21 protein-coding genes, 1 tRNA gene and 1 pseudogene are annotated in these 23,345 nt (G+C 42.7%); 19 read left to right on the top strand and 4 right to left on the bottom strand.

Going from position 1 to position 23,345, the window contains the following annotated elements:
* Positions 1 to 27 precede the first annotated feature (27 nt).
* The 13 genes and pseudogenes from H9628_RS07725 to lipB all read left to right on the top strand — a co-directional run bounded on the left by H9628_RS07725 (position 28) and on the right by lipB (position 15,054).
* On the top strand, positions 28 to 414 hold the full coding sequence (locus tag H9628_RS07725) for a hypothetical protein (protein ID WP_251833546.1): 387 nt from the start codon (positions 28 to 30) through the stop codon (positions 412 to 414).
* Between the two features lie 85 nt (positions 415 to 499).
* Complete coding sequence (locus H9628_RS07720; protein WP_251833545.1) at positions 500 to 991, top strand: hypothetical protein; 492 nt, start codon at positions 500 to 502, stop codon at positions 989 to 991.
* A gap of 93 nt (positions 992 to 1,084) precedes the next feature.
* Positions 1,085 to 5,456 (top strand): annotated as a pseudogene (locus tag H9628_RS07715) (CusA/CzcA family heavy metal efflux RND transporter).
* Between the two features lie 59 nt (positions 5,457 to 5,515).
* Complete coding sequence (locus tag H9628_RS07710) at positions 5,516 to 6,082, top strand: cytochrome b/b6 domain-containing protein (RefSeq protein ID WP_251833544.1); 567 nt, start codon at positions 5,516 to 5,518, stop codon at positions 6,080 to 6,082.
* A 17-nt stretch (positions 6,083 to 6,099) separates the two neighbouring features.
* Positions 6,100 to 7,230, top strand: coding sequence for an efflux RND transporter periplasmic adaptor subunit (locus H9628_RS07705; protein ID WP_251833543.1), 1,131 nt, complete (start codon positions 6,100 to 6,102; stop codon positions 7,228 to 7,230).
* Positions 7,231 to 7,436: 206 nt separating this feature from the next.
* Positions 7,437 to 8,858, top strand: coding sequence for an anthranilate synthase component I family protein (locus tag H9628_RS07700; RefSeq protein ID WP_251833542.1), 1,422 nt, complete (start codon positions 7,437 to 7,439; stop codon positions 8,856 to 8,858).
* A gap of 97 nt (positions 8,859 to 8,955) precedes the next feature.
* On the top strand, positions 8,956 to 9,519 hold the full coding sequence (locus H9628_RS07695; RefSeq protein WP_251833541.1) for an anthranilate synthase component II: 564 nt from the start codon (positions 8,956 to 8,958) through the stop codon (positions 9,517 to 9,519).
* A gap of 86 nt (positions 9,520 to 9,605) precedes the next feature.
* Positions 9,606 to 10,592, top strand: a complete 987-nt coding sequence (trpD, locus tag H9628_RS07690; RefSeq protein ID WP_251833540.1) for an anthranilate phosphoribosyltransferase — start codon at positions 9,606 to 9,608, stop codon at positions 10,590 to 10,592.
* A gap of 104 nt (positions 10,593 to 10,696) precedes the next feature.
* The gene (gene trpC / locus H9628_RS07685) at positions 10,697 to 11,470 is read left to right on the top strand and encodes an indole-3-glycerol phosphate synthase TrpC (protein WP_251833539.1); all 774 of its coding nucleotides are present in this window, start codon (positions 10,697 to 10,699) and stop codon (positions 11,468 to 11,470) included.
* Positions 11,467 to 12,093 carry a phosphoribosylanthranilate isomerase gene (locus H9628_RS07680; protein ID WP_251833538.1) on the top strand — a complete coding sequence of 209 codons (627 nt, stop codon included), beginning with the start codon at positions 11,467 to 11,469 and terminating at the stop codon, positions 12,091 to 12,093. Before trpC ends, H9628_RS07680 begins: the two co-directional genes overlap by 4 nt.
* Positions 12,080 to 13,261: a tryptophan synthase subunit beta gene (gene trpB, locus H9628_RS07675; RefSeq protein WP_251833537.1), complete on the top strand. Its 1,182-nt coding sequence runs from the start codon at positions 12,080 to 12,082 to the stop codon at positions 13,259 to 13,261. The genes H9628_RS07680 and trpB overlap by 14 nt, the downstream gene beginning before the upstream one ends.
* A 128-nt stretch (positions 13,262 to 13,389) precedes the next feature.
* A complete protein-coding gene (gene trpA, locus H9628_RS07670) occupies positions 13,390 to 14,151 on the top strand; it encodes a tryptophan synthase subunit alpha (RefSeq protein ID WP_251833536.1) in 762 nt (253 codons plus the stop codon).
* Between the two features lie 180 nt (positions 14,152 to 14,331).
* Positions 14,332 to 15,054 (top strand): lipoyl(octanoyl) transferase LipB, encoded by a 723-nt coding sequence (lipB, locus tag H9628_RS07665; RefSeq protein WP_251833535.1) that lies wholly within the window; start codon positions 14,332 to 14,334, stop codon positions 15,052 to 15,054.
* Here lipB and H9628_RS07660 read toward each other — a convergent pair.
* Positions 15,051 to 15,344 (bottom strand): putative quinol monooxygenase, encoded by a 294-nt coding sequence (locus H9628_RS07660; RefSeq protein WP_251833534.1) that lies wholly within the window; start codon positions 15,342 to 15,344, stop codon positions 15,051 to 15,053. The two genes, lipB and H9628_RS07660, sit on opposite strands and share 4 nt — an antisense overlap.
* Before the next feature lie 153 nt (positions 15,345 to 15,497).
* On the opposite strand from H9628_RS07660, the gene H9628_RS07655 reads away from it, so the two are divergent.
* Together H9628_RS07655 and H9628_RS07650 are read left to right on the top strand one after the other, a co-directional pair.
* Positions 15,498 to 16,832: a dihydrolipoamide acetyltransferase family protein gene (locus H9628_RS07655; protein ID WP_251833533.1), complete on the top strand. Its 1,335-nt coding sequence runs from the start codon at positions 15,498 to 15,500 to the stop codon at positions 16,830 to 16,832.
* Between the two features lie 251 nt (positions 16,833 to 17,083).
* Complete coding sequence (locus H9628_RS07650; RefSeq protein WP_251833532.1) at positions 17,084 to 17,554, top strand: GNAT family N-acetyltransferase; 471 nt, start codon at positions 17,084 to 17,086, stop codon at positions 17,552 to 17,554.
* Between the two features lie 33 nt (positions 17,555 to 17,587).
* Here H9628_RS07650 and H9628_RS07645 read toward each other — a convergent pair whose 3' ends face one another.
* Both H9628_RS07645 and H9628_RS07640 read right to left on the bottom strand, forming a co-directional pair.
* A complete protein-coding gene (locus H9628_RS07645) occupies positions 17,588 to 18,037 on the bottom strand; it encodes a GAF domain-containing protein (RefSeq protein ID WP_251833531.1) in 450 nt (149 codons plus the stop codon).
* Between the two features lie 18 nt (positions 18,038 to 18,055).
* The gene (locus H9628_RS07640; RefSeq protein ID WP_262891790.1) at positions 18,056 to 19,492 is read right to left on the bottom strand and encodes a TonB-dependent receptor; all 1,437 of its coding nucleotides are present in this window, start codon (positions 19,490 to 19,492) and stop codon (positions 18,056 to 18,058) included.
* 49 nt (positions 19,493 to 19,541) lie between these two features.
* Here H9628_RS07640 and H9628_RS07635 point away from each other — a divergent pair, with 49 nt between their 5' ends.
* The gene (locus tag H9628_RS07635; protein WP_251833529.1) at positions 19,542 to 20,306 is read left to right on the top strand and encodes an MBL fold metallo-hydrolase; all 765 of its coding nucleotides are present in this window, start codon (positions 19,542 to 19,544) and stop codon (positions 20,304 to 20,306) included.
* Between the two features lie 20 nt (positions 20,307 to 20,326).
* Here H9628_RS07635 and H9628_RS07630 read toward each other — a convergent pair whose 3' ends face one another.
* Positions 20,327 to 20,575: a hypothetical protein gene (locus tag H9628_RS07630; protein WP_251833528.1), complete on the bottom strand. Its 249-nt coding sequence runs from the start codon at positions 20,573 to 20,575 to the stop codon at positions 20,327 to 20,329.
* 341 nt (positions 20,576 to 20,916) lie between these two features.
* On the opposite strand from H9628_RS07630, the gene H9628_RS07625 reads away from it, so the two are divergent.
* The 3 genes from H9628_RS07625 to H9628_RS07615 all read left to right on the top strand — a co-directional run bounded on the left by H9628_RS07625 (position 20,917) and on the right by H9628_RS07615 (position 23,291).
* Positions 20,917 to 20,998: transfer RNA gene (locus H9628_RS07625), tRNA-Leu, on the top strand.
* Between the two features lie 388 nt (positions 20,999 to 21,386).
* Entirely contained in the window at positions 21,387 to 21,920 is a 534-nt protein-coding gene (locus tag H9628_RS07620) for a YceI family protein (RefSeq protein WP_251833527.1), read from the top strand.
* 30 nt (positions 21,921 to 21,950) lie between these two features.
* Positions 21,951 to 23,291 carry a hypothetical protein gene (locus H9628_RS07615; RefSeq protein ID WP_251833526.1) on the top strand — a complete coding sequence of 447 codons (1,341 nt, stop codon included), beginning with the start codon at positions 21,951 to 21,953 and terminating at the stop codon, positions 23,289 to 23,291.
* Positions 23,292 to 23,345: the final 54 nt, after the last annotated feature.

Raw genomic sequence — 23,345 nt, 5'->3', positions numbered from 1 at the left:
AGCTTTTGAATGTCGTAAATTTGAGTTGTGAAAAGGTTCGTTATTTACATGTTCGTCTCCATTTATCTTTTTTCGTTTGCAGAGATGAGGCAGGTGCTGAAATTTCCGAATTTCATAGAACATTACCTTGCGCATAAAATCACAGACCGTAGCACATCTGTGTTTTCGTTCCTGAAGATGCATTACCTGAATGATCATCCGGTAGATGCAGATTATCAGCAGGATATGAAGCTGCCTTTTAAAACTCACGAAGCCAATACCATCGTTTCTAATCCGCTCATCATCCCGGAAAATTTCAGTTTTGCGCTGACTCCGCCGCGGTTTTTCACGGTAAAATCCCATATTTATTCTCACAGCTCCCATTACGCGTCCAATCTCTTGGGATCCATATTCCGGCCGCCGATTTTAGTTTAAATATTTAAGCAGCACGCGCAGAATTTCAATAATTCAGTTATTGACGTTTTCGCGATACCATTATTTAAATTTAAAATCAAACAAAATGAACAATACACATCTGCATTTGGTGGTAAACCATTTGCCAATCATATTTCCGGTCGTAGGATTGATAATTCTAATCATCGGTATTTTCACTAAAACCGAAATTTCAAAACGTAACGCGTACATCACATTTATTATAGGCGCAATAGCGTCGATAGCCGCGATGGCTACAGGCGAAGGGGCCGAACATGGCGTAGAAAATCTTCCCGGCGTTGAAGAAAACCTGATTGAAACACATGAAGAAGCAGCCGAACTCTTCGCAGGTCTGTCTTATATTTTAGGTGGAGTGAGTACTGTAGCGCTTTTCGCGAGTTTCCGAAGCTATACATTTTCTAAAATAATGCCTTTCATCGTCGGTTTATTTGCCTTAGCAACCTTGTTTTTTGCCCAAAAGGCTGGCACAACCGGTGGTGAAATCCGTCATACGGAAATTAGAAGCGGAGCTGCGGCCCAAAATGGAAATGCTTCTAAGGATGGCGGCGATAATGATTAATTTCACTTTAAAGTTATTTTATCATAAATCTCTTAAAATGAGCATTTTAGTTTGTGAATTTATTATGGTGATCATTAATTATAAAGTGAAAAAATGTTAGACAGAATCATAAGTTTTTCCATAAAAAATAAGCTGATCATCTTGTTGATGACCTTGGGCTGGATTATTTATGGAATAATAGAACTCAGAAAATTACCTATTGATGCGGTGCCTGATATTACGGATAATCAGGTACAGCTGATTACGTCGTCGCCAAGTTTGGGCGCTCCCGATGTGGAACGGTTTATTACTTTTCCGTTAGAACAGGCGATGAACAATATACAGGGAATCAAACAGATGCGAAGTTTTTCGCGTTTCGGTCTTTCTGTTGTGACCATTGTTTTCGAGGAAGACGTAGATCTTTATCTCGCAAGGCAGCAGGTTTCCGAACGGTTACAAAATGTTTCCAAAGATATTCCCGTAACGCTTGGAGTCCCAGAAATGGCCCCAATTTCTACTGGTTTAGGCGAAATTTATCAGTATGTAATACGTCCGAAAACCGGTTACGAGCACCGTTACACTGCTATGGAGCTCCGTACCATTCAGGATTGGATTGTAAGACGACAACTCCTGGGTACTGAAGGTGTTGCTGATGTTGCCAGTTTTGGCGGAAACCTGAAGCAGTATGAAGTTGCAGTAAATCCTGCGCAACTTAAAGCGATGGGAGTTACGATGCAGGAGGTTTTCACCGCTCTGGAAAACAATAACCAGAATACCGGTGGTGCATATATTGAAAAAGGTCCTACAATTCTCTACATCAGAACAGAAGGTTTGATGGGAAAGATTCATGACATCGAAAAAACGGTTGTTAAAAATCTTCCCGATGGAACGCCTGTTTTAATTGAAAATATTGCAAAAGTGCAGTACGGAAATGCGATCAGATACGGTGCAATGACTTATAACGGAAAAGGGGAAGTGGCCGGTGCGGTGGTGATGATGATGAAAGGTGCCAATTCCAATAAAGTTATTGAGAATGTAAAAATCCGCATCGACGAAATCCGTAAAACCCTTCCGGAAGGCGTGGTGATTGAACCGTTTCTTGACCGGACCAAGATGGTAAACAATGCAATCAGCACAGTTTCAAAAAACCTTTTGGAGGGCGCATTAATCGTCATTTTTGTTCTTGTAGTTTTCCTCGGAAATCTTAGGGCAGGATTTATCGTTTCGTCTGTCATTCCGCTTTCCATGCTTTTTGCATTTATCATGATGAATATCTTCGGGGTTTCCGGAAATCTGATGAGTTTAGGTGCACTCGATTTCGGATTGATTGTGGATGGTGCCGTGATTATTGTGGAAGCCATTCTACACAGGCTTCACGGCCCAACGCTCGCCAACAAAAACTTCCTTACCGCCAAAGAAATGGACGAAACCGTGGAAAGTTCAGCTGGTAAAATGATGAATTCGGCGGTATTTGGACAGATAATTATTCTGATTGTTTACTTGCCAATCTTGACGTTGGAAGGGGTGGAAGGTAAAATGTTCAAGCCCATGGCGCAAACGGTGATTTTTGCACTTTTAGGTGCATTTATCCTGTCTTTAACGTATGTCCCGATGATGAGCGCGCTCTTTCTGTCCAAGAAAATTACACATAAGAAAAATTATGCCGACCGGATGATGGATAAGCTTGAAGCGGTTTATGATAAAATTCTTAAGGTAGTTTTAAAATTTCAGAATCCTCTATTTTTCAGTGTTTTAGGGCTTTTCTTCTTCTCGGTTTTTATCATGACTAAATTAGGTGGAGAATTTATTCCCACACTTCCCGAAGGCGATTTTGCCGTTGATACAAGGGTTTTACCTGGAAGTAACCTTAAAACTTCAACTGACGCAGTTTTAAAAAGCCAGCAAATTCTACTGAAAAAATTCCCTGAAATTGAAAAAATTGTAGGGAAAACCGGAAGCAGCGAAATTCCAACCGATCCAATGCCGATCGATGCGAGCGACATGATGATTATCCTGAAACCGCGTAAAGAATGGACTTCCGCCAAATCATATGACGAACTTGCCGAAAAAATGTCTGCGGAACTCAAGAAAAATATCGTGGGCGTAACTTATTCCTTCCAATATCCGGTTAACATGCGGTTTAATGAACTGATGACCGGTGCAAGACAGGATGTTGTATGTAAAATTTTCGGCGAAAATCTCGATTCGTTAAAGATTTATGCTGAAAAATTGGGCGAAATTTCTAAGAAAATTGATGGAGCAGAAAATATTTATGTTGAGCCGGTTTCCGGAATGCCCCAAATTTTAATTGAATATAACCGCGCCGCGCTGTCGCAATATGGATTAAGCATTGGTGAGGTCAATAAAATGGTGAACACTGCTTTTGCGGGCCAAAGTGCGGGTTCTGTTTTCGAAGAAGAGAAAAAATTTGATTTGGTAGTCCGTCTGGATGGGGAACTCCGGAAAAATCTCGAAGATGTAAAAAATCTTCTGATTCCAACACCAACTGGTGTCGAAATTCCTTTAAGCGCAGTAGCTCAGGTGGAACTGAAAGAAAGTGTAAACCAGATCCAGCGCGAGGAAGCACACCGCCGAATCATTGTTGGATTCAATGTGAAAGGACGCGACATTCAGTCGACCGTGCAGGATTTACAGCAAATGGTTGATAAGAATTTAAAACTTCCCGTAGGTTATACCATCAAGTACGGCGGAACGTTCGAGAATCTTCAGCATGCGCAGCAACGTCTTGGTATTGCGGTTCCTATCAGTTTGGCTTTAATACTTCTGATGCTTTATTTCGCCTTCAGTTCAGTGAAATATGGATTGATTATTTTTACTACAATTCCACTTTCTGCGATTGGTGGAATCCTGTCACTGTGGGCTCGGGATATGAACTTCAGTATTTCTGCAGGTGTCGGTTTTATCGCTCTTTTCGGGGTGGCGGTGCTTAACGGAATTGTATTGATTGCAGAGTTTAACCGACAGAAGGAAATTCATTCAAATTTGAAAGAAGTAGTTCGTATCGGCGGTAAAATGCGGCTCCGTCCTGTACTGATGACCGCTTTGGTTGCCTCGCTCGGATTTTTACCGATGGCGATAAGCCAGGGTGAAGGTGCGGAAGTACAAAGACCACTCGCAACAGTAGTGATCGGAGGTTTACTACTCGCAACCTTTCTTACGCTTTTCATTTTGCCAACCGTTTATATTTGGTTTGAAAAACATTTTCCCCAACGTAAAAAAAACATTAACCTAGATGAATAATTTTAAAATAATGAAACCTAAATATCTCAGTCTGTTTTTAATATTATTTTTTCTGAAAAGCTTTCCGCAAACTCCAATTTCTTTGGAAAATGCGTACGACAGAGCAATTCAAAACAATTTGAATTTAAAATCGGGTCAGCTGAAAGTTGATTATCAGAACCGCATCCAAAACTCTGCTGTAGCGATAGATCCTTTGAATATTAATGCAGAAATCGGACAAATTAATTCTGCATATGTGGACAATGCTTTTTCCGTTAACCAAACGCTGCGGCTGCCGAAATTCTATAAAACCCAAAAACAGGTTTTAACGGAACAGTGGAAAAACGCAAAGCTGGGTCTGGATGTTCAGAAATGGCAACTGAAAAAGGAAATCGCTTTAGTTTACAATAATCTAAATTATCTGGACGAAAAACAGAAACTTCTGAAAAAAGCTGACAGCATCTATTCAAATTATTACACACGATCTGAACTTAGGTTGAAAGCAGGCGAAAGTAACATTCTGGAAAAAACCACCGCTGAAGCTTACCGAAGCCAGGCCGAAATTCAGCTCCAAAGTTTGCTGAAGGACCGCGAAATTTCAATTCATCAGTTTAGTTATCTGATTAATGATGGTGAAATGTATCAGAATGAAAAAGGGAGTTTTTATCTTTTGAATCTGGATTTTGATGAGAATTTTAGCGGAAACCCTTTAGTTCTGTCGCAACTCGAGCGTCAGAAAAACATTGAAAATGCAAGACTTGAAGCTGAAAAAGCCAAACTTTTACCGAGTTTCAATCTTGGGATAAATTCCACAACTATGAAAGGAAACGGCTCAGATGATAAGTTTTATAACGGAACTCACCGCTTTCAGACCGGTTTGGTGGGCGTGGCGCTTCCAGTTTTTAATTCTGCACAGAAATCCCTGATTGAAGGGCAGAAAATTAACCAGCAGATTGCCGAAAACAATTACGATATCGCTGTTCGTGACTTTAAAAACAGATATGCAAAAACCTACAGCGAATACCAGAAACTGAAATCTGAAATCGATTATTATAAAACAAAAGGTTTAAAAAACGCTCAAACCATCCTGTTTACAGCAGATCTACTGTCTAAAGAAGGTGAAATCAACTATCTGGAATATACCATTTTAGTGAATCAGTCGCTTGATATTCAGAACAAGTATATCGACGCTGAAAACACTTTGAATGAGAAAATTATTGAACTTAATAATCTTAAAAATAAATAAAGAATTTTTTGCTGCGAAGTTTCAAATAGAACTTCAAAACGAAATTTAAAAATAAGGCTATGAAAAAATTCACAACACTCCACAGGCTCATCCACTGGTTAATCGCAGTTTCAATGCTGGTGCTTTTTGCCACCGGATTTTTAAGAATGTACTGGATGTCAAAAAAAACCATCACTACCGCAATTTCTGCAGAACTGGGCAAAAATAATGTTCAACTGCCGCAGGAAAGTGTAGTTGGCATCGCGAAAAGCATCATTAACCCAATGTTCGACTGGCATATCAATTTCGCGTATGTGCTTGTTTTCGCTTATATTTTAAGAATTATATATCTTTTAGCTAAAGGCGTAAGATACCCTAATCCTTTCCCCAAATCATCTACAGGAAAAGAGAAACTTCAGGGGACTGTGTACAGTATTTTCTATATTTTGTTGGCGGTACAAATGGTCACCGGTTTTGCGCTGATGTGGGAGCTTGCTTCAGAACAGGCGCTGGAAAGGGCAGAAGAGATTCACAAATTTGCGTTCTACTGGATGCCTATATTTGTATTGCTGCATTTTGCTGGAATTACAGTAGCAGAACTCACGAATAAAAAAGGAATTACCTCCAAAATGATTGGCGGAGAATAATTAAACCGTTAAAAAAAATGAAAAAATCAATTATAGTAATGCTTTCCGGGGTTCTTTTATTCTCGTGTTCCAAAAAGGAGGAAACGGTAACCCAGGAAACATACGCCATTTCCGACGACCAAATCACACTGACCGATTTGCAAAAAAAAACGGCTGCCATTGAAACTACAACACTTAATAGTGAGAATATTGCCAACAAAATTCTCCTGACCGGACAAATTGATGTGCCGCCAACAGGAATGGCAGGTGTTTCTTCTTCAACAGGAGGAATTATAAAAACTGCACGTTTTGTACCGGGAAATTATGTAACCCGCGGTCAAACTTTAGCAGTTGTTGAAAATCCGGAGTTTGCGAGACTTCAGCAGGACTATCTTCAGGCAAAATCGAATTTGGGGTATGCGCAGAAAGATTATGACCGCCAGAAATATTTGAATAAATACCAGGCAAGTTCCGACAAGGTTACTCAGAAAGCTGCCAACGAAGCCCAATCACAGGGTGCTGCCGTTCGCGGAATTGAATCTCAACTGCGTTCTTACGGAATAAGCCCTGGAAGTGTGAGTTCCGGCAATATCAGAAAATCTGTGGCAGTAGTCGCACCTATTTCGGGTTACATTTCAAGAGTAAACGCGACTATTGGCCAGTATGTTTCTTCCGCCGATGTTTTGTATGAAATTGTAAATAACGGACAGATCCACTTGGCTTTAAAAGTCTTCGAAAAAGATCTGAATAAAATTTCAGTCGGACAAAAAGTCTATGCATTTACAAACCAGAACCCAACAAAAAAATTCGCCGCAACGGTGAAATTAATCGGTAAAGATTTTGCGCCGGACCGCAGCGTTCTCATCCATTGTGATCTGATCTATAAAGATGAAAGCCTTATTCCTGGAACCTTCATGAATGCAGAGATTGAAGTGAATGCGGAACAAGGATTTGTAATTCCAGACGATGCAGTTGTAACCTGGGAAGGGAAACAGTATGTTTTTGAAGAAGTAAAACCCACAACGTACAAAATGTTTCCTGTCACGATAGGAAATTCTGAAAACGGTTTAACCGAACTGCTGAATTTTGACATTAAAAATGCGAATAAAGCCTTTGTAACTAAAGGCGCATATCATTTGCTGATGGCACTGAAAAATGTTGAAGAGTAATTTTTCTAATTTTTTTCTTTTTAAATTAGAAATGATTTCTATATTTGTCCCAATGATAACGATCAACAATACAAACTGGTGGTGGCCTCAAAACTTTCAAAGTCTTGAGCACTGTTCTTTTGTGTAAATATATCCCACCAAAAAAATAAGAAGACTTTGACGAATGCGTTGAAGTCTTTTTTTATTTCTAAAACTTAAATCCAAACATGAAATTTAATCAAAATATCAAACTGAAAACCACCGTAAAATCGACCTTGAGCGATCTTTTTACGCCAATCGGAATTTACCTCAGGCTTCGCGATCAGTTTCGGGATACCATCCTTTTAGAAAGTGCCGGAAACCAAAATACCGATAACAATTTCTCCTTTATCGCGGTGAATGCCATTGCCGGAATTGAAATTCGGAATTATACCGAAGCTCAAATTAAGTTTCCGCTCGAAAGTGCTGAAAAAGTAAATATCGAGACTCAAAAACTGACGAATTTACTGCAGGAATTCTCAAATTGTTTTGATTGTCAGGAGCCGAATTTGCCAATTGGAAAGACCGCGCAGGGTTTTTACGGTTACACATCGTACGACGCGATTCCTTTTTTTGAAAGCATCAAGTTTAAAGAGATGTCAGAAGAAAACAGAATTCCGCTGCTGCGCTACCGCCTTTATCAGTACGTCATAGCGATCAATCATCACAATGATGAAATGTTTCTGATCGAAAATAAAATTGATGGATTGAAATCGGAGGTCGCAGTGGTAGAAAATTTAATCCAGCAAAAGAATGCGCCCATTTTCCCATTTGAAAAAGCGGGCGCTGAGGAATCAAATCTGACCGATGAAGAATACAGAAATTCAGTTGAGACTGCAAAAAAGCACTGTTTCCGCGGTGATGTTTTTCAGCTCGTTTTGAGCCGCAGGTTTCAGCAGAAGTTTGTGGGCGACGAATTCAATGTCTACCGCGCTCTGCGGAATATCAATCCGTCGCCATACCTGTTCTTTTTTGATTATGGAGATTATAAACTGATGGGTTCGAGCCCGGAAAGTCAGCTGATCATCAAAGACAACCGTGCGATCATTCATCCGATTGCCGGCACATTCAAACGTACCGGAAACATTGAAGATGACCTTAAAGCTGCTGAAGAACTAACGCAGGATGCAAAAGAAAACGCGGAACACACCATGCTTGTTGATTTGGCGAGAAATGATTTGAGCATTCTCGGAAAAAATACCAAAGTTTCGAAGCTCAAAGAAATCCAGTTTTTTTCGCATGTGATTCACATGGTTTCAGAGGTTACCGCCGATGTTTCAGAAGATCAGAATCCGTATGAAATGATTGCAACCACCTTTCCTCAGGGAACTTTAAGCGGAGCGCCGAAATACCGCGCCATGCAGCTCATCGATGAATATGAAAAGACTTCGCGCAGTTTTTATGGAGGCTGCATCGGATTTGTGGGTTTTGATGGAAGCTGCAACCAGGCGATCATGATCCGCACCTTTTTAAGCAAAAACAATACACTTTTTTATCAGGCCGGTGCCGGCATCGTGGCCAAATCTTCCCCGGAAAATGAACTGCAGGAAGTTAATAATAAATTGGGCGCATTAAAAAAAGCAATTCTTAAAGCAGAAAAACTTACATAAAAGTCACCAAGTGACGGCTAAATTAAGGACAGGAAGAATTCCTGTCAGGATTAATAAATGATCGGAAGAATTCCTCTAAAAATCCAAAAAAGACAACATGAAAATATTAGTTTTAGATAATTACGACAGTTTCACCTACAATCTCGTGCAGATGATTGAAGAAATTATCGGTGGGAAAGTATACGTTTTCCGAAATGACCAGATTTCCCTGGATGATGTTGATCGATATGACAAAATCATACTTTCCCCGGGACCCGGAATTCCCGAAGAAGCCGGAATTCTTCTGGATCTTATTAAAAAATATGCGCCGACAAAATCGATTCTCGGCGTTTGCCTTGGTCAGCAGGCGATTGCAGAAGCTTTTGGCGGAAGTCTGATCAATCTTTCGGAGATCTATCACGGCGTCGCCACGGAATCTACAAAGGTTTCGGAACATCGGATCTTCCAGAATTTACCAGATATGTTGGAGGTCGGCAGATATCATTCGTGGGCAGTAAATCCTGAAGATTTTCCTGAAGAATTAGAAATCACGAGCATCGATAAAAACGGAATGATCATGAGTTTAAAGCACAAAATCTACGATGTTCACGCTGTTCAGTTCCACCCGGAAAGTATTTTAACGCCGGACGGAAAGCAAATTTTGGAAAACTTTTTAAAATAGTTGATAGATTTCGGTTGATAGTTCTGAACAATTCAGAACTACACATTAATAACTGACAACCAACAACTAACAACCAGAAACAAATTATGAAACAGATTCTACAATATTTATTCAATCACAACACGCTTTCAAAAGCTGAAGCCAAGGCTATCCTTACCGAAATTGCCCAAAACAAATTCAATGAGAATGAAGTCACAGCGTTTGTCACGGTTTTCCTGATGCGCAGCATTACGCTCGAGGAAATGGAAGGTTTTCAGGAAGCGCTTTTGCGGCTTTCGGTCAGCGTAGATTTAGAAACGGATGATCTGGTCGATATCGTGGGCACCGGTGGCGACGGAAAAGATACCTTTAATATCTCCACGCTGGCCAGTTTTGTGGTGGCGGGAACCGGCCAGAAAGTGGCGAAGCACGGCAATTACGGTGTTTCATCCATTTCCGGTGCATCAAATGTGCTCGAAGAACTGGGTTATTCATTCAAAACCGATTCGGGCGACTTGCGCGCAGATCTGGCTAAAGGAAACATTTGCTTTCTCCACGCGCCGCTGTTTCATCCGGCTTTGCGTTCGGTGGCGCCGCTGCGGAAAGGCCTGGGTTTAAGGACGTTTTTCAATATTTTGGGGCCGCTTGTCAATCCCGCAAGGCCGAAATTCTCGATGATTGGCGTGTACAGTTTGGAAATCGCTCGGATTTATCAGTATCTGCTGCAGAAAAAACAAGAGAATTTTCTTCTTGTTCATGCACTCGACGGTTACGACGAGATTTCGCTGACCTCGGACACCAAGATTTTCGATAAATCGGGCGAATATATTTTCTCCGCGCAGGAATTGGGTTTCAAAAACATTAACGCCAACAGTATCTTCGGCGGAAACACGAAACAGGATGCGGCAAAGATCTTCAGGTCGGTTCTCGAAGGCAACGGTACTTATGAACAGAATGCTGTTGTACTTGCAAATGCTGCGATGGCCTTAAAAAACACCGGTAAACATGGTGATTACAAACATTGTCTGGCACTGGCGACGGAAAGTTTAGAAAGCGGCAACGCATTAAAATCTCTGGAGATTATTATCAAATAGATTTTTATGGCGACATTTTCCGTCTTCCACTCCCGCTTCCGCCGCGGCGGAGAGCTCCGTTCAAGCCGGGTCGCGGTCCTTTCATAACCGAAAACTCTTTTATAATGACAATTTTAGATCAGATAATAACAAGAAAAAAGCAGGAAGTTTCCTACTCAAAATCGGCCGTTCCTTTAGAACAACTTAAAGATTCTGGATTTTTTGGGCGTGAGACCTATTCACTTAAACAAACGCTAAAATCCAAATCCGGAATCATCGCTGAATTTAAACGCAAGTCGCCCAGCAAAGGCGTAATCAGTGAAAACGCAGATGTTTTGGATGTGGCAAAATCATACAAAACCTATGGCGCAAGCGGTATTTCCATATTAACGGATTCCGAATTTTTCGGTGGAACATTTGACGATATTTTAAAAGTCAGGAATGAAATCACAATTCCCATTTTGCGCAAAGATTTCATGATCGATGAATACCAATTTTACGAGGCGAAGTCCATCGGAGCGGATGTGGTTTTGCTGATTGCTGCGTGTCTTTCGGTCAGCCAAGTGCAGGAATTTACTGATCTTGCACAGGGCCTGGGCCTGGAAGTACTGCTCGAAATCCATACCGAGGACGAACTCGCACATTACAACGAAAACGTCGATTTAGTCGGCATTAACAATCGTAATCTGAAAGACTTCAAAGTAGATTTACAGCATTCTGTGAATCTGAAAAATCTGCTTCCTCAAAACACCTTGTCAGTTGCCGAAAGCGGAATTTACAGTGTTGAAGATTTCAGATTCCTCAAAAAAAAAGGCTTCGACGGTTTCCTGATGGGTGAATATTTCATGAAGAATCCGGGAGAAGCGTTTGACAAATTTATAAACGAAATTTCATCATGAAAATAAAAGTCTGCGGTCTCACAAAGCCTGATCAGATCGAGCAGTTAATTGACTTAAAAACAGATTTTCTCGGCTTTATTTTCTACCCGAAATCGTCGCGATATGTTTTGAACCATTTAAATGCAGACCAGATTTCAGTTATTCCTCATAGCGGAAAAGTGGGTGTATTCGTAAACGAAACCTTAGAAAACATTGTGAAGATGGCAGAAGAATGTTCCTTAAATTATATCCAGCTGCACGGCGATGAAGACGAAAACTATATTGATGAATTGCGACATAGCCTGAATAAAGAAACTATGATTATCAAAGTTTTCAGAATTGGACAGCATTCAGAAAATCTAAAATCTAAAATTCAAAATTTAAAATTCAATTCCGACTATCTTCTTTTCGACACAGATTCCGAATCATTTGGCGGCACAGGAAAGACCTTTGACTGGCAGATTTTGAATGATTTAGAAATTGCAAAACCCTATTTTTTAAGTGGCGGGATCTCCCTCGAAAATATCGACAAACTCACAACAATCACACATCAACCTTTTGCGCTCGACATCAATTCGAAATTTGAAACCGAGGCTGGAATTAAAGACCTCGAAAAAATAAAAAACTTTTATGAAAAATTATAAAAATCCCGACGAAAACGGATATTACGGCGAATTTGGCGGCGCCTTCATTCCGGAAATGTTATACCCAAATGTTGCAGAATTAAGGGAAAAATACCTTCAGATTATCGAATCTGCTGAATTTCAGGAAGAATTTCAGGATTTGCTGAAAAACTATGTAGGAAGAGCCACACCACTGTATTTTGCTAAAAATTTAAGTGAAAAATACCAGACTCAAATTTATTTAAAAAGAGAAGACTTGAACCATACCGGCGCGCATAAAATCAACAACGCGCTCGGACAGGCTTTGCTCGCCAAAAAACTCGGCAAAGAGCGTATCATCGCTGAAACCGGCGCCGGACAGCATGGCGTCGCCACCGCGACTGCCTGCGCATTACTCGGATTGGAATGCATCGTCTACATGGGAGAAATCGATATTGCAAGACAGGCTCCGAACGTCGCACGGATGAAAATGCTCGGCACCACCGTAATTCCGGCAACTTCAGGATCCAAAACGCTGAAAGATGCGGTAAATGAAGCGTTACGGGACTGGATCAATAATTCTACCACCACACATTACATCATCGGAAGCGTGGTTGGGCCGCATCCATTTCCCGATTTGGTAGCGGGGTTCCAGAGTGTTATTTCAGAAGAGATAAAATGGCAGCTGAAAGAAAAAACCGGCACCGAAAATCCGGATTACGTGATTGCGTGTGTCGGCGGCGGGAGCAATGCTGCAGGCGCTTTCTACCATTTCGTGAATGAGGAAAAAGTGAAGCTAATCGCGGCCGAAGCCGGTGGTTTTGGCGTAAATTCGGGTAAATCTGCGGCTACCACATTTCTGGGGACTTTAGGCGTTTTGCATGGCAGCAAAAGTCTCGTGATGCAGACTGATGACGGCCAGGTTATCGAGCCGCACAGCATTTCTGCGGGCCTTGATTATCCGGGCATCGGACCGTTTCATGCGAACTTATTCAGCGAAAAACGCGCAGAATTTTTCTCCGTAAACGATGATGAGGCACTGAAATCAGCTTTCGAACTTACCAAACTTGAAGGAATCATCCCAGCGCTCGAATCTGCGCATGCACTGGCGGTCTTAGAAAAGAGGAAGTTCGCGGAAAATGAGGTCGTGGTGATTTGTCTGAGCGGTCGCGGCGACAAAGACATGGAAACTTATTTGAAACATCTTTAGCCTTATTTGGGCGCCATTTCCGTCCTCCGCTCCCGCTTTTTTGCTCGTCGTACCTCCTCGCAAAAAGAGCTCCGCTCAGGCCGGGGCGCAGACCACGGCATTTAAAAACAAATTTAGTAAATCGAAATATGAATAACACAGATAACATCCAACAGCACAAAAAACTCAATATCTATTTCACCGCAGGAATTCCGCGACTGAATGACACCGCCGAAATTCTGAAAATAATTCAAAGTTCCGGTGCTGAAATGGTGGAAATTGGGATGCCATATTCCGATCCCGTGGCAGATGGGCCGGTAATCCAAAAAGCGCATGAACTCGCGCTGAGCAACGGAATGACGATTGCCACACTGTTTGAGCAACTCAAATCTGTGAAATCCGAAATCGATATTCCGATCGTGCTTATGGGTTATATCAATCCCGTCCTTCGTTTCGGATTCGAAAGTTTCTGCCGCGAATGTGCCGCCTCAAGCGTTTCCGGCCTGATTATTCCGGATCTGCCGCCCATTGAATTCGAAAAGAACTATCAGCCGGTCTTAAAACAGTACGGCCTGAACTTCATTTTTCTCGTAACTCCGGAAACCTCTGATGAACGGATAAAATACCTTGATTCTTTAAGCTCCGGATTTCTTTATGCCGTATCAAGTTCTTCCACCACAGGCAATATTTCCAAAGAAGTGAACAACGAAGAATACCTGAACCGCCTGGCCAGCCTGAATCTTAAAAATCCCGTGATGATCGGCTTCGGAATAAAAAACAAAGAAGATTTTCAGAACGTCACGCGGAAAGCGGCTGGCGGAATCATCGGGACGGCTTTCGTCAACATTTTGCTCGAAAACGACGGTTGGAAAGAAAAGACGGCCGAATTTATCCATAGCATAGTTGATTAAAATCGTATTTTTGGCATCGTAAAATCGGGTGCAGATACTTCGCAATAGGGATTGAAGTGGAAATCCTTTTTTCGGGGCGCGCCGCAGGCGCGCCCCAAAAAAGATTGCAACGGAAAGCCCGCCCCCGTGCAGCTGGCAAAGCTGTGGCAAGGGGATTGCCCAAAAAATCAGTAGTAAAAAATGACAGCGACACAGAACAGAACACTGCAGTTTCAGGACCTCGGCTTGATGGAATATGAGGCGGCATTTGCTTTTCAGGAAACACGGATGCAGGAAATCATCGCTTTAAAGCTCGAAAACCGCAGTAAAACCCCGGATTTACAACTCGAAACTCCCAATTATCTGCTTTTTGTGGAGCATCCGCATGTGTACACCATCGGGAAATCGGGCGACGAACAAAATATGCTGGCAAACGCCGAAAAACTGAAGGAAATCAACGCAACTTACGTGAAGACGAACCGCGGCGGCGACATTACTTACCACGGTTTCGGGCAGTTGATCGGCTATCCCGTGTTGGATTTGGATAATTTCTCGTCGGATATTTTCCTTTATATGCGCAATCTGGAAGAAGTGATCATCCGCGTTCTGGCCGAATACGGCATCAAAGGAATGCGCAGCGAAGGCGAAACCGGCGTATGGCTCGATGTGGGCAAACCCTACGCAAGGAAAATCTGCGCGATGGGCGTGAAGACCTCGAAATGGGTGACGATGCACGGTTTCGGGCTGAATGTGAATACAGACCTGCGCTATTTTGAATACATCATCCCGTGCGGAATTAAAGATAAGGCGGTGACCTCAATCAGTCGGGAACTTGAACGTACATTTACAGACATCGAGATCTCAGATCTTAAAATCAGGATCAAAAAACACTTCTGCGACGTTTTCGAAGCGCAGATTATTTAAAAAAGTTTCGCGCCGCGGTAAACTTCAGCGCTGCTTTCGAAGAGTGGTGCAGCAGCTTTACGGAATTCTGCGAGATGCTCGGAAGCGTTGTGCTCACGGTGATGCGCTTCACTTTCCCAAAGTTCCATCAGGAAGAAAACGCCTTTATTTTCCGACTCTTCTATAAGGTCATATTGCAGACAACCGTCTTCTTTCCGCGTTTCACTTACCAGTTTCTCGAGCAGTTCGAGTGCATCGGTAAGATGGTTTCCCTTGAAATGAAACAGCGCGACGATATATAATTTAGACATAAATTTGAAATGTTTGTCCGCCAAATTTAAGCTAAAATTCAACGCTTTTTTATGCTGTTGAGGTTTTTGCAGGAATGTCAGAAAAGCGGCTTGTAAATTCAGATTTCTTTAATCGGCAAAAAATTTTATCTTTGTCAAAACCGAATTATCAAAATGGCAGAATATAAATTAATACTTCCTTCGATGGGAGAGGGCGTGATGGAAGCTACGATTATTAGTTGGCTTTACGCGGAAGGCGACACGGTGAAGGAAGATGATTCCGTTGTGGAAATTGCGACCGATAAAGTAGATTCAGATGTTCCGACACCCGTTTCCGGAAAGATCGTAAAAATACTGAAGCAGAAAGATGAGGTAGCCAAGATTGGTGAAGCCATTGCGATAATGGAGATCGCCGGTGAAGGCGTTGCCGTGGCTGATCAGCCGCAGGAGCCGAAGACCGCTGAAGATGTTCAGACTGATATTCCGCAACTAAGTGATGAAGAAGTAAAAGAGCTTGAAAAACCGCTTTCAGCTACCAATAACACAGAATTTTCCGGTGATATTTACCTTTCACCACTTGTGAAAAGCATCGCGCAACAGGAAAATATTTCTGAAGCCGAACTTCAGTCAATCAAAGGTACAGGGCTTGAAGGCCGGATCACCAAAGAAAACATCCTGGCATACCTGGAAAACAGAAGTGTTTCCGCACCTGCACAGGCTGCTGCTCCACAAAGCGCACCGGCACAAGTTGCCCAAACTCCCGCGCCTGCGCCAATTTCGGCTCCGGTACCTGTAGGGCAGGGTGATGAAGTGATCCAGATGGACCGCGTGCGCAAGATCATTGCAGACGCGATGGTGAATTCAAAAAGAATATCGCCGCACGTAACCTCTTTCATCGAAACAGATGTGACGAATGTGGTAAAATGGCGTACAAAGCACAAAGATATATTTGAGAAACGCGAAGGCGAAAAGCTTACTTATATGCCGATTTTCGTAAAGGCCATCGTGAAAGCCATTCAGGATTTCCCGCTGATCAATGTTTCGGTAGACGGCGACAAAATCATTAAGAAGAAAAACATCAATATAGGGATGGCTACGGCACTTCCGGACGGTAACCTAATCGTTCCCGTGATCAAAAATGCAGACCAACTCTCGCTTTCCGGTCTTGCGAAGACCATCAACGACCTCGCTTACCGCGCGCGTAACAAGAAACTCAGACCCGAAGATACGCAGGGTGCCACGTACACCATTTCGAATGTGGGCGGTTTCGGAAACCTTATGGGAACACCAATCATCCCGCAGCCGCAAGTCGCGATTTTGGCGGTGGGTGCCATCGTGAAGAAGCCTGCGGTCCTGGAAACAAAAGACGGCGATGTGATCGCGATCCGCAGCCTCATGTTTATGTCGCATTCTTACGATCACCGTGTGGTAGACGGCTCGCTGGGCGGCATGTTCCTCAAACACGTGCATGATTATCTGCAGAACTGGGATCTCAATACCGAGATTTAAAATCGAAAAAAACAATTAACCTTCGGATTTTTCCGGAGGTTTTTTTGTGCTCGTTTTGACTTTTTCGAAAAGCACTTTTTAAATTAAATGAGAAGCTATTTCCCGCTTTCACTACTCGCTTTTTTCGGCGGCGGCGAAGCCGCCGCCGAAAAAGAGCTCAGACAGGCCGTTCAATCGGGGCTAGGGGTTTGCGCACTTTAGAAAGGTCTTTTAAAAAACATTATTTTTACGCTTTAAAATCAAGATGCATTATGTTTAAAATCCGCAAAGCGATTCCTTCAGACACGCCGGTAATTTTTGATTTAATTAAAAAACTCGCGGTGTACGAAAAACTCGAAAACGACGTGGTGACTTCCGTGGAAGAACTGCACGAAAATATCTTCATAAGGAATTTTGCTAAGGTTTTGATGGCAGAAGAGGATGGTAAACCGGTCGGTTTTGCGCTGTATTTCTATAATTTTTCCACCTTTGTCGGCAAGCCCGGAATCTATCTCGAAGATTTGTTCGTGGAGCCCGAACATCGCGGCAAAGGTTACGGCAAAGCACTTTTAGTAGAACTTGCGCGGATCGCTGGCGCTGAAAACTGCGGCCGCCTTGAATGGTCTGTGCTCGATTGGAACACGCCTGCCATTGAATTTTACAAATCACTGGGTGCCAAGCCTATGGACGAATGGACGATTTTCAGATTGGATCAGCAGGCCATCGCCAATCTGTCCCAATAAAAAAAGTGCGGCCCGCAGGGCCGCACATTATGTTTAATAAATCTTCGCGATTTCGTCGCAAAGCCATTCGAGCATTTCCCGGTCTTCATCCGTGAAAGGATCAAGCGTATGCGAATCGATATCAATCTGACCGATGTTTTCGCCGTTTTTGATGATCGGAACCACGATTTCCGCTTTCGTGTCGATGGAGCAGCTCAGATAATTATCCTGTTCATGCACATCGGGCACCACGAATGTTTCATTGGAAACCGCTACCTGGCCGCAAATTCCCTTTCCAAACGGAATAATCGTATGATCCGTCTCAGCGCCGACATACGGCCCTAAAATGAGCTCGTTCTTGTCGCCGTTTTTGAAATAAAAACCAGTCCAGTTGAAGTAGGGGATTTCCTGATCCAGAAGTTGACAAACCTTTTGCAGTTTATCATTCAAATTATTTGTTGGGCTTTCCAGAATGATGGAAAGACGTTTCTTTATTTCAGACATTGTTGAGATTTTAAGGTTTTAAGAGAATTCTTTCAGCTTGAGTTCTTCTTTGTAGCCGAACATGCCGCGTTCCACAATCATTTCGGCAACACCTTCAGGCACTTGGTTTTCCCATCCTGAGATGTGGTGCGCGATCTTGTGCAGGATGTCCCGCGAGTAGATTTCCGAATGGTTCGGGTTATAATCATTGATATCAACGATGCGGCGGTTCTGTTTGAAGTATTTGTACAGCTGCTTGAGGTTATCGCTTACTTTGAGGTTGTTTGAGGTCAGCAGTTCGTGCGTCTCCGGATCTTTATATGGGTACAGATAAACCGTCATGTCCTGTCTGAAGAACTTACCGAAAGCTTCGAGGATTCCACCGGAAAGATTACGGTAATACTTTTCGTCAAATACGTCCAGCAGGTTGTTTACGCCCATTGCCACACCAATTTTTCCGTTCGTGTAGTTAGCGAAATAATCGATCAGACGGTAATATTCGGAGAAATTGGAAATGATAACGGTATAGCCCAGTTTTGCGAGCACATCTACGCGGTCAAGGAAATCGCGTTCGTCAATGTCGCCGGCGGCGCGAAGATTTGAGATCGTTATTTCGAACAAAACCACCGTTTCGTCCACCCCACAGTTCGAATCCTGCATGAACATCTCGAGGCCGCGTTCGAACATATCAATATTCACAAGTGTAACTGGCCTGAAACTGCCGCGAACCGCGAAAATATTCTTTTTGTAGAGCACGTCTGCGGGCAGCATATTGTTTCCTTCAGAATTAAATATCACTGCATCTGTCATCCCGTTCTTCACCAGTTGCAGACTCATAAGGCGGTTATCAACGTACGCAAACGCAGGCCCGCTGAAATCAATCATATCAATGTCTACATTATCCATCGAAATGTCGTCGTAGAGCGATTCGATCAGTTTCCGCGGATTGTCGTGCAGGTTAAAGGCACCGTAGATAAGGTTTACACCAAGGCTGCCGAGCGTTTCCTGCTGCAGCGTGGCGTCGTTTTCCATGAATTTTACGTGAAGTACGATCTCGCTGTAATCTTCATTTTCATCGAGCTGGAAGCGCAAGCCTACCCAGCCGTGACCTTTCATGGTCTTATTGAAATTGATGGTAGTTACCGTGTTGGCATAGGAGAAAAACTTGCGTCCCGGGTTATTTTCGCGAGAAAGCCTTTCTTCAATAAGAGAAACCTCATAGCGCAGCATCTTGCGCAGACGGTTCTGTGTTACATATCGGTTTTTTGCTTCCTTGCCATAAATAGCGTCGCTGAAATCTTTGTCATAGGCAGACATGGCTTTCGCGATCGTACGTGAAGCACCTCCGGCACGGAAAAAGTGCCGAACCGTCTCCTGGCCGGCGCCTATTTCAGCGAATGTACCGTAAATATCTGCATCTAAATTTATAGCTAAAGCTTTCTGCTTTGGGGTCAATTTCGGAAGGGTCACGTGCAATTTTTAAATTTTTGTAAATTTACTCATAAAATATAGCAAGGCAAAAAAAATGAAGTTGAAATTTCTGGGCAGCGGTACCTCGCAGGGAGTGCCCGTTATCGGTTGCCACTGCGAAGTCTGCACGTCCGGAGACCCCCGCGATTCCCGTACACGTTCCTCTGTTCTCGTGACTACAGACCAACACAAAAAAATCCTCATCGATTGCGGCCCGGATTTCCGATTTCAGATGCTGCAAAACAGGGAAGACCACATCGATGCGGTGCTGCTGACGCACGAGCACAACGACCATGTGATTGGTTTGGATGATTTGAGGCCGCTGATTTTTAAAAATCACGGTGATATGCCGCTCTACTGCATGTCCCGCGTAGGAGAGGAGGTGAAAAGCCGTTTTTCATATGCCTTTGCGGCCGAAAAATATCCGGGTGCGCCTTCTTTCCAGTTGACTGAAATCAATGGTGATTTTACGCTTTTCGATGCGGCGGTGACACCGGTTTCGGTAATGCACTACAGGTTGCCAATCTTGGGTTTTAAATTTAAAAAACTCGCGTATATTACAGACGCGAGCCAAATTCCGGCTGATGAAATTCCTAAACTTCAAAACCTGGATTATCTGATCCTCAACTGCATCCGGAAAGTAAATGAGCATCCGGCCCACTTTATTTTGCCGCAGATTCTCGACCTGTTTGCGCAACTCAAGCCTAAACAGATGTATCTGACCCATCTATCACATCATATGGGATTACATGAGGCCAGCGAAGCGGAACTTCCGCCGGGCCTGCACCTGGCTTATGATGGACTTGAACTGGAATTTTAGGTTTGACAGTAGCTGAAACTCTAGCAGTAGGTTACTGAAAGCGTAGAAGCATCTTCTACTTTGACATTATCCACATTTATTCCTCTTGCCCGGTTTGAGGGGCCTTCAAAAGCAATCTGATAGTTATCCGACTTATTCGGTAGCGGAATAGTCACATCTGTCCAGCTGCTGTGTTCTGTAGTGTAAGTGCTTACGATCGGTGTCCAGGCATCTGCCTGATCCACTGTATAATAGATTCGCAGTTCATCCACATCACCAAACCAGTTCACATTTGCGAAACTGAATTAAAGCTCCGGCAAAAAGAGCCACTTCAAGACCGCAAGTTCTGGCTAACGAAATGTATGGGAACCAATGGTGTTTGCAGGGGGGAAACCGGTTTGGTCAGAACTTCGGTATTGTTATGATAAAAGTAATACATGTTTTATTTTCAATATTAAATTTGGGACTAAATGCAGAATCTGTGGACGAACGAGGCTTTTATATAGTACTGTTGTTTCTTCGCCGCATATAACGGACCTACAACCCTGTTTTATGAGGGGCTCTGATACTTTTGGAAAAAATATTTTTGAGGAATCCAAAAAAAATCTATATTTGCACACCAATTTACGGAGCCCAGTTGGCGGAATTGGTAGACGCGCTAGACTCAAACTCTAGTACCGCAAGGTGTGCCGGTTCGATTCCGGCACTGGGTACAAAACCTCAGCTTCTTCAGAAGTTGGGGTTTTTTGTTTCCTGCGTCTTATACTCCCTGCATTTCTTTGCAGACTCTTGATAATATACCCTTATTTTTTAAAATTTGTCATCAAAACATATGATTTCCGTCAATGTTTAAACGGTAAAGCGTCCGATCTTTTTTTAATTCTTCATCTTGACAAACATTATTTTAGTATTAATTCAAAACACTTGTTTTAAAATTAATAAAATGGTAAATAAATAATGAATGGTTTGTTATTAATTGAATTTAAATTGCAAATAAGATATATATCATACGGTTATTTTGCTTAAATATTAGCAGATAATTAAAATACCATTTACCTTTGTCCTATCAAAAAGCAAGAAAAAATATTAAAATTAGATACAATGAAAAATTTAGCAAACTTCAAGATTCTCGTGTTGGCATTCGGACTTTTCTCTGGCCTTGTTGCCGGTCAAAAAATCAGCAGCAAGAACGTGAAAACAACCGTAACCGGAACCTCTACTATGCACGACTGGACGATGACTTCAAACACCGGTACTTTCAGCGCGAATGTTTCAGGGAACACCCTTACAGACATTACCTATACTTTAGGAGCCAAAACCCTAAAATCTGGCAAAGGTGCAATGGACAACAATGCGTACAAAGCGATGGAAGCCGATAAATATCCGAACATCACCTTCACCGCCACATCAGTAAACGTAGGAAAAGGAACGATCACCGGAAAACTGAAAGTGACCAACGTAACAAAAACCGTAAGCTTCCCGGTGACAGTAGCGAAAAGCGGAAACGGATACACCATCACCGGTACAGAGACCATCAAGATGAGTGACTACGGGGTGACACCTCCTTCATTCATGATGAACACGGTAAAAACCGGAAACGATATCAAAATTACAGTGAACGTAAGTGCAAATTAAACAGAGAGAAATCAATTAAAATTTAAAATTATGAAAACGATGTTAATGAGAGCTTCAATGCTTGCAGTAATCTTCTCAGGAGCCGGCCTCTTACAGGCGCAGGACACCACCTCTACAATGCGCGACTATTTAGCGCCTGAAAAAGCTTCCCGAAATGTTTTTGAAGATCCAAAAGTAGCTTCTCCGGAATATGATGGTGTGAAAGTGTCTGTAGGTGGTGATTTTGCACTGCAGTTCCAGGCAATCGACCATGAAACCAAAGCGCCTTCGCTGGGCGTGGTTACCGGCAGTAATCCTGCAACGCCAAACACATTGGTAGTGATGGGTTCAGATTTTAACCTTCCTACCGCTAACTTAGACGTGAATGCTTACCTCGCAAAAGGTTTGAAAATGCATCTAAGAACCTATCTATCTGCACGTCACCACAACGAAGCGTGGGTAAAAGGCGGTTATATTCAGGTAGATGACCTTGATTTCATCTCAGAAGGTTTTGCCTCAAACATCATGAAGCACGCGAGAGTGAAAGTAGGTATGGATGAGATCAACTACGGTGATGCGCACTTCAGAAGAACAGATAATGCGGAAGCGATCAACAACCCATTCGTAGGCAATTACATCATGGACAGTTTTACTACTGAAGCTTTTGGTGAGGTTTACGGCTTCTTTAATAACTTTTCAGCAATGCTTGGGGTTTCAAACGGTAAACTGAACCAAACACCAGTGAAAGGTACAAACTACAATTCACCGTCCGTATATGCAAAACTGGGTTGGGACAAACAGATCAATGAAGACCTTAGAGTAAGACTGACGGGATCTTTCATCCAGACCAACGGTTTGTCTACAGGTGGTTACCTTTACAGCGCGGACAGAGCGGGTTCAAGATACTATTATGTACTGCTTACCCAGAATGATGCGATGGGAACATCAAACTATGCTACCGGCCGTTTCAACCCTGGTTTCAAAAAAGTGAAAGCGGTGATGGTGAACCCATTCGTGAAATACAACGGACTTGAGTTCTTCGGATTGTACGAGCATGTATCCGGCAACAAAGCAGCAGGACTTACAGAAAGACCTACAGACGGAGATTACACCCAACTTGGAGCAGAATTGCTATACAGATTCGGTAACAAAGAACAGTTTTACTTCGGTGGCAGATACAACACCGTGAACGGTAAAGATGACGAAGTTTCTGACGAAAGAAAAATTGAAAGATTCAACCTTGGCGGTGGCTGGTTCATGACGAAAAACGTACTTGCAAAAGTAGAATACGTATCTCAAAACTATAATGACAGTGCCGTGTGGGGAGCAACCAGTGCACTTCGTGGCGGTAAATTCAACGGTCTTATGCTTGAAGCGACCATCGGTTTCTAATTTTTAATATTTTTTTTGGAAGGGGTTTTCACGAACCCCTTTTTTTATCTTAGT

Source organism: Kaistella pullorum (assembly GCF_014837035.1).
In the GTDB taxonomy this organism is placed as follows: domain Bacteria; phylum Bacteroidota; class Bacteroidia; order Flavobacteriales; family Weeksellaceae; genus Kaistella; species Kaistella rhinocerotis.
This window is presented reverse-complemented; position numbering and strand designations above follow the sequence as displayed.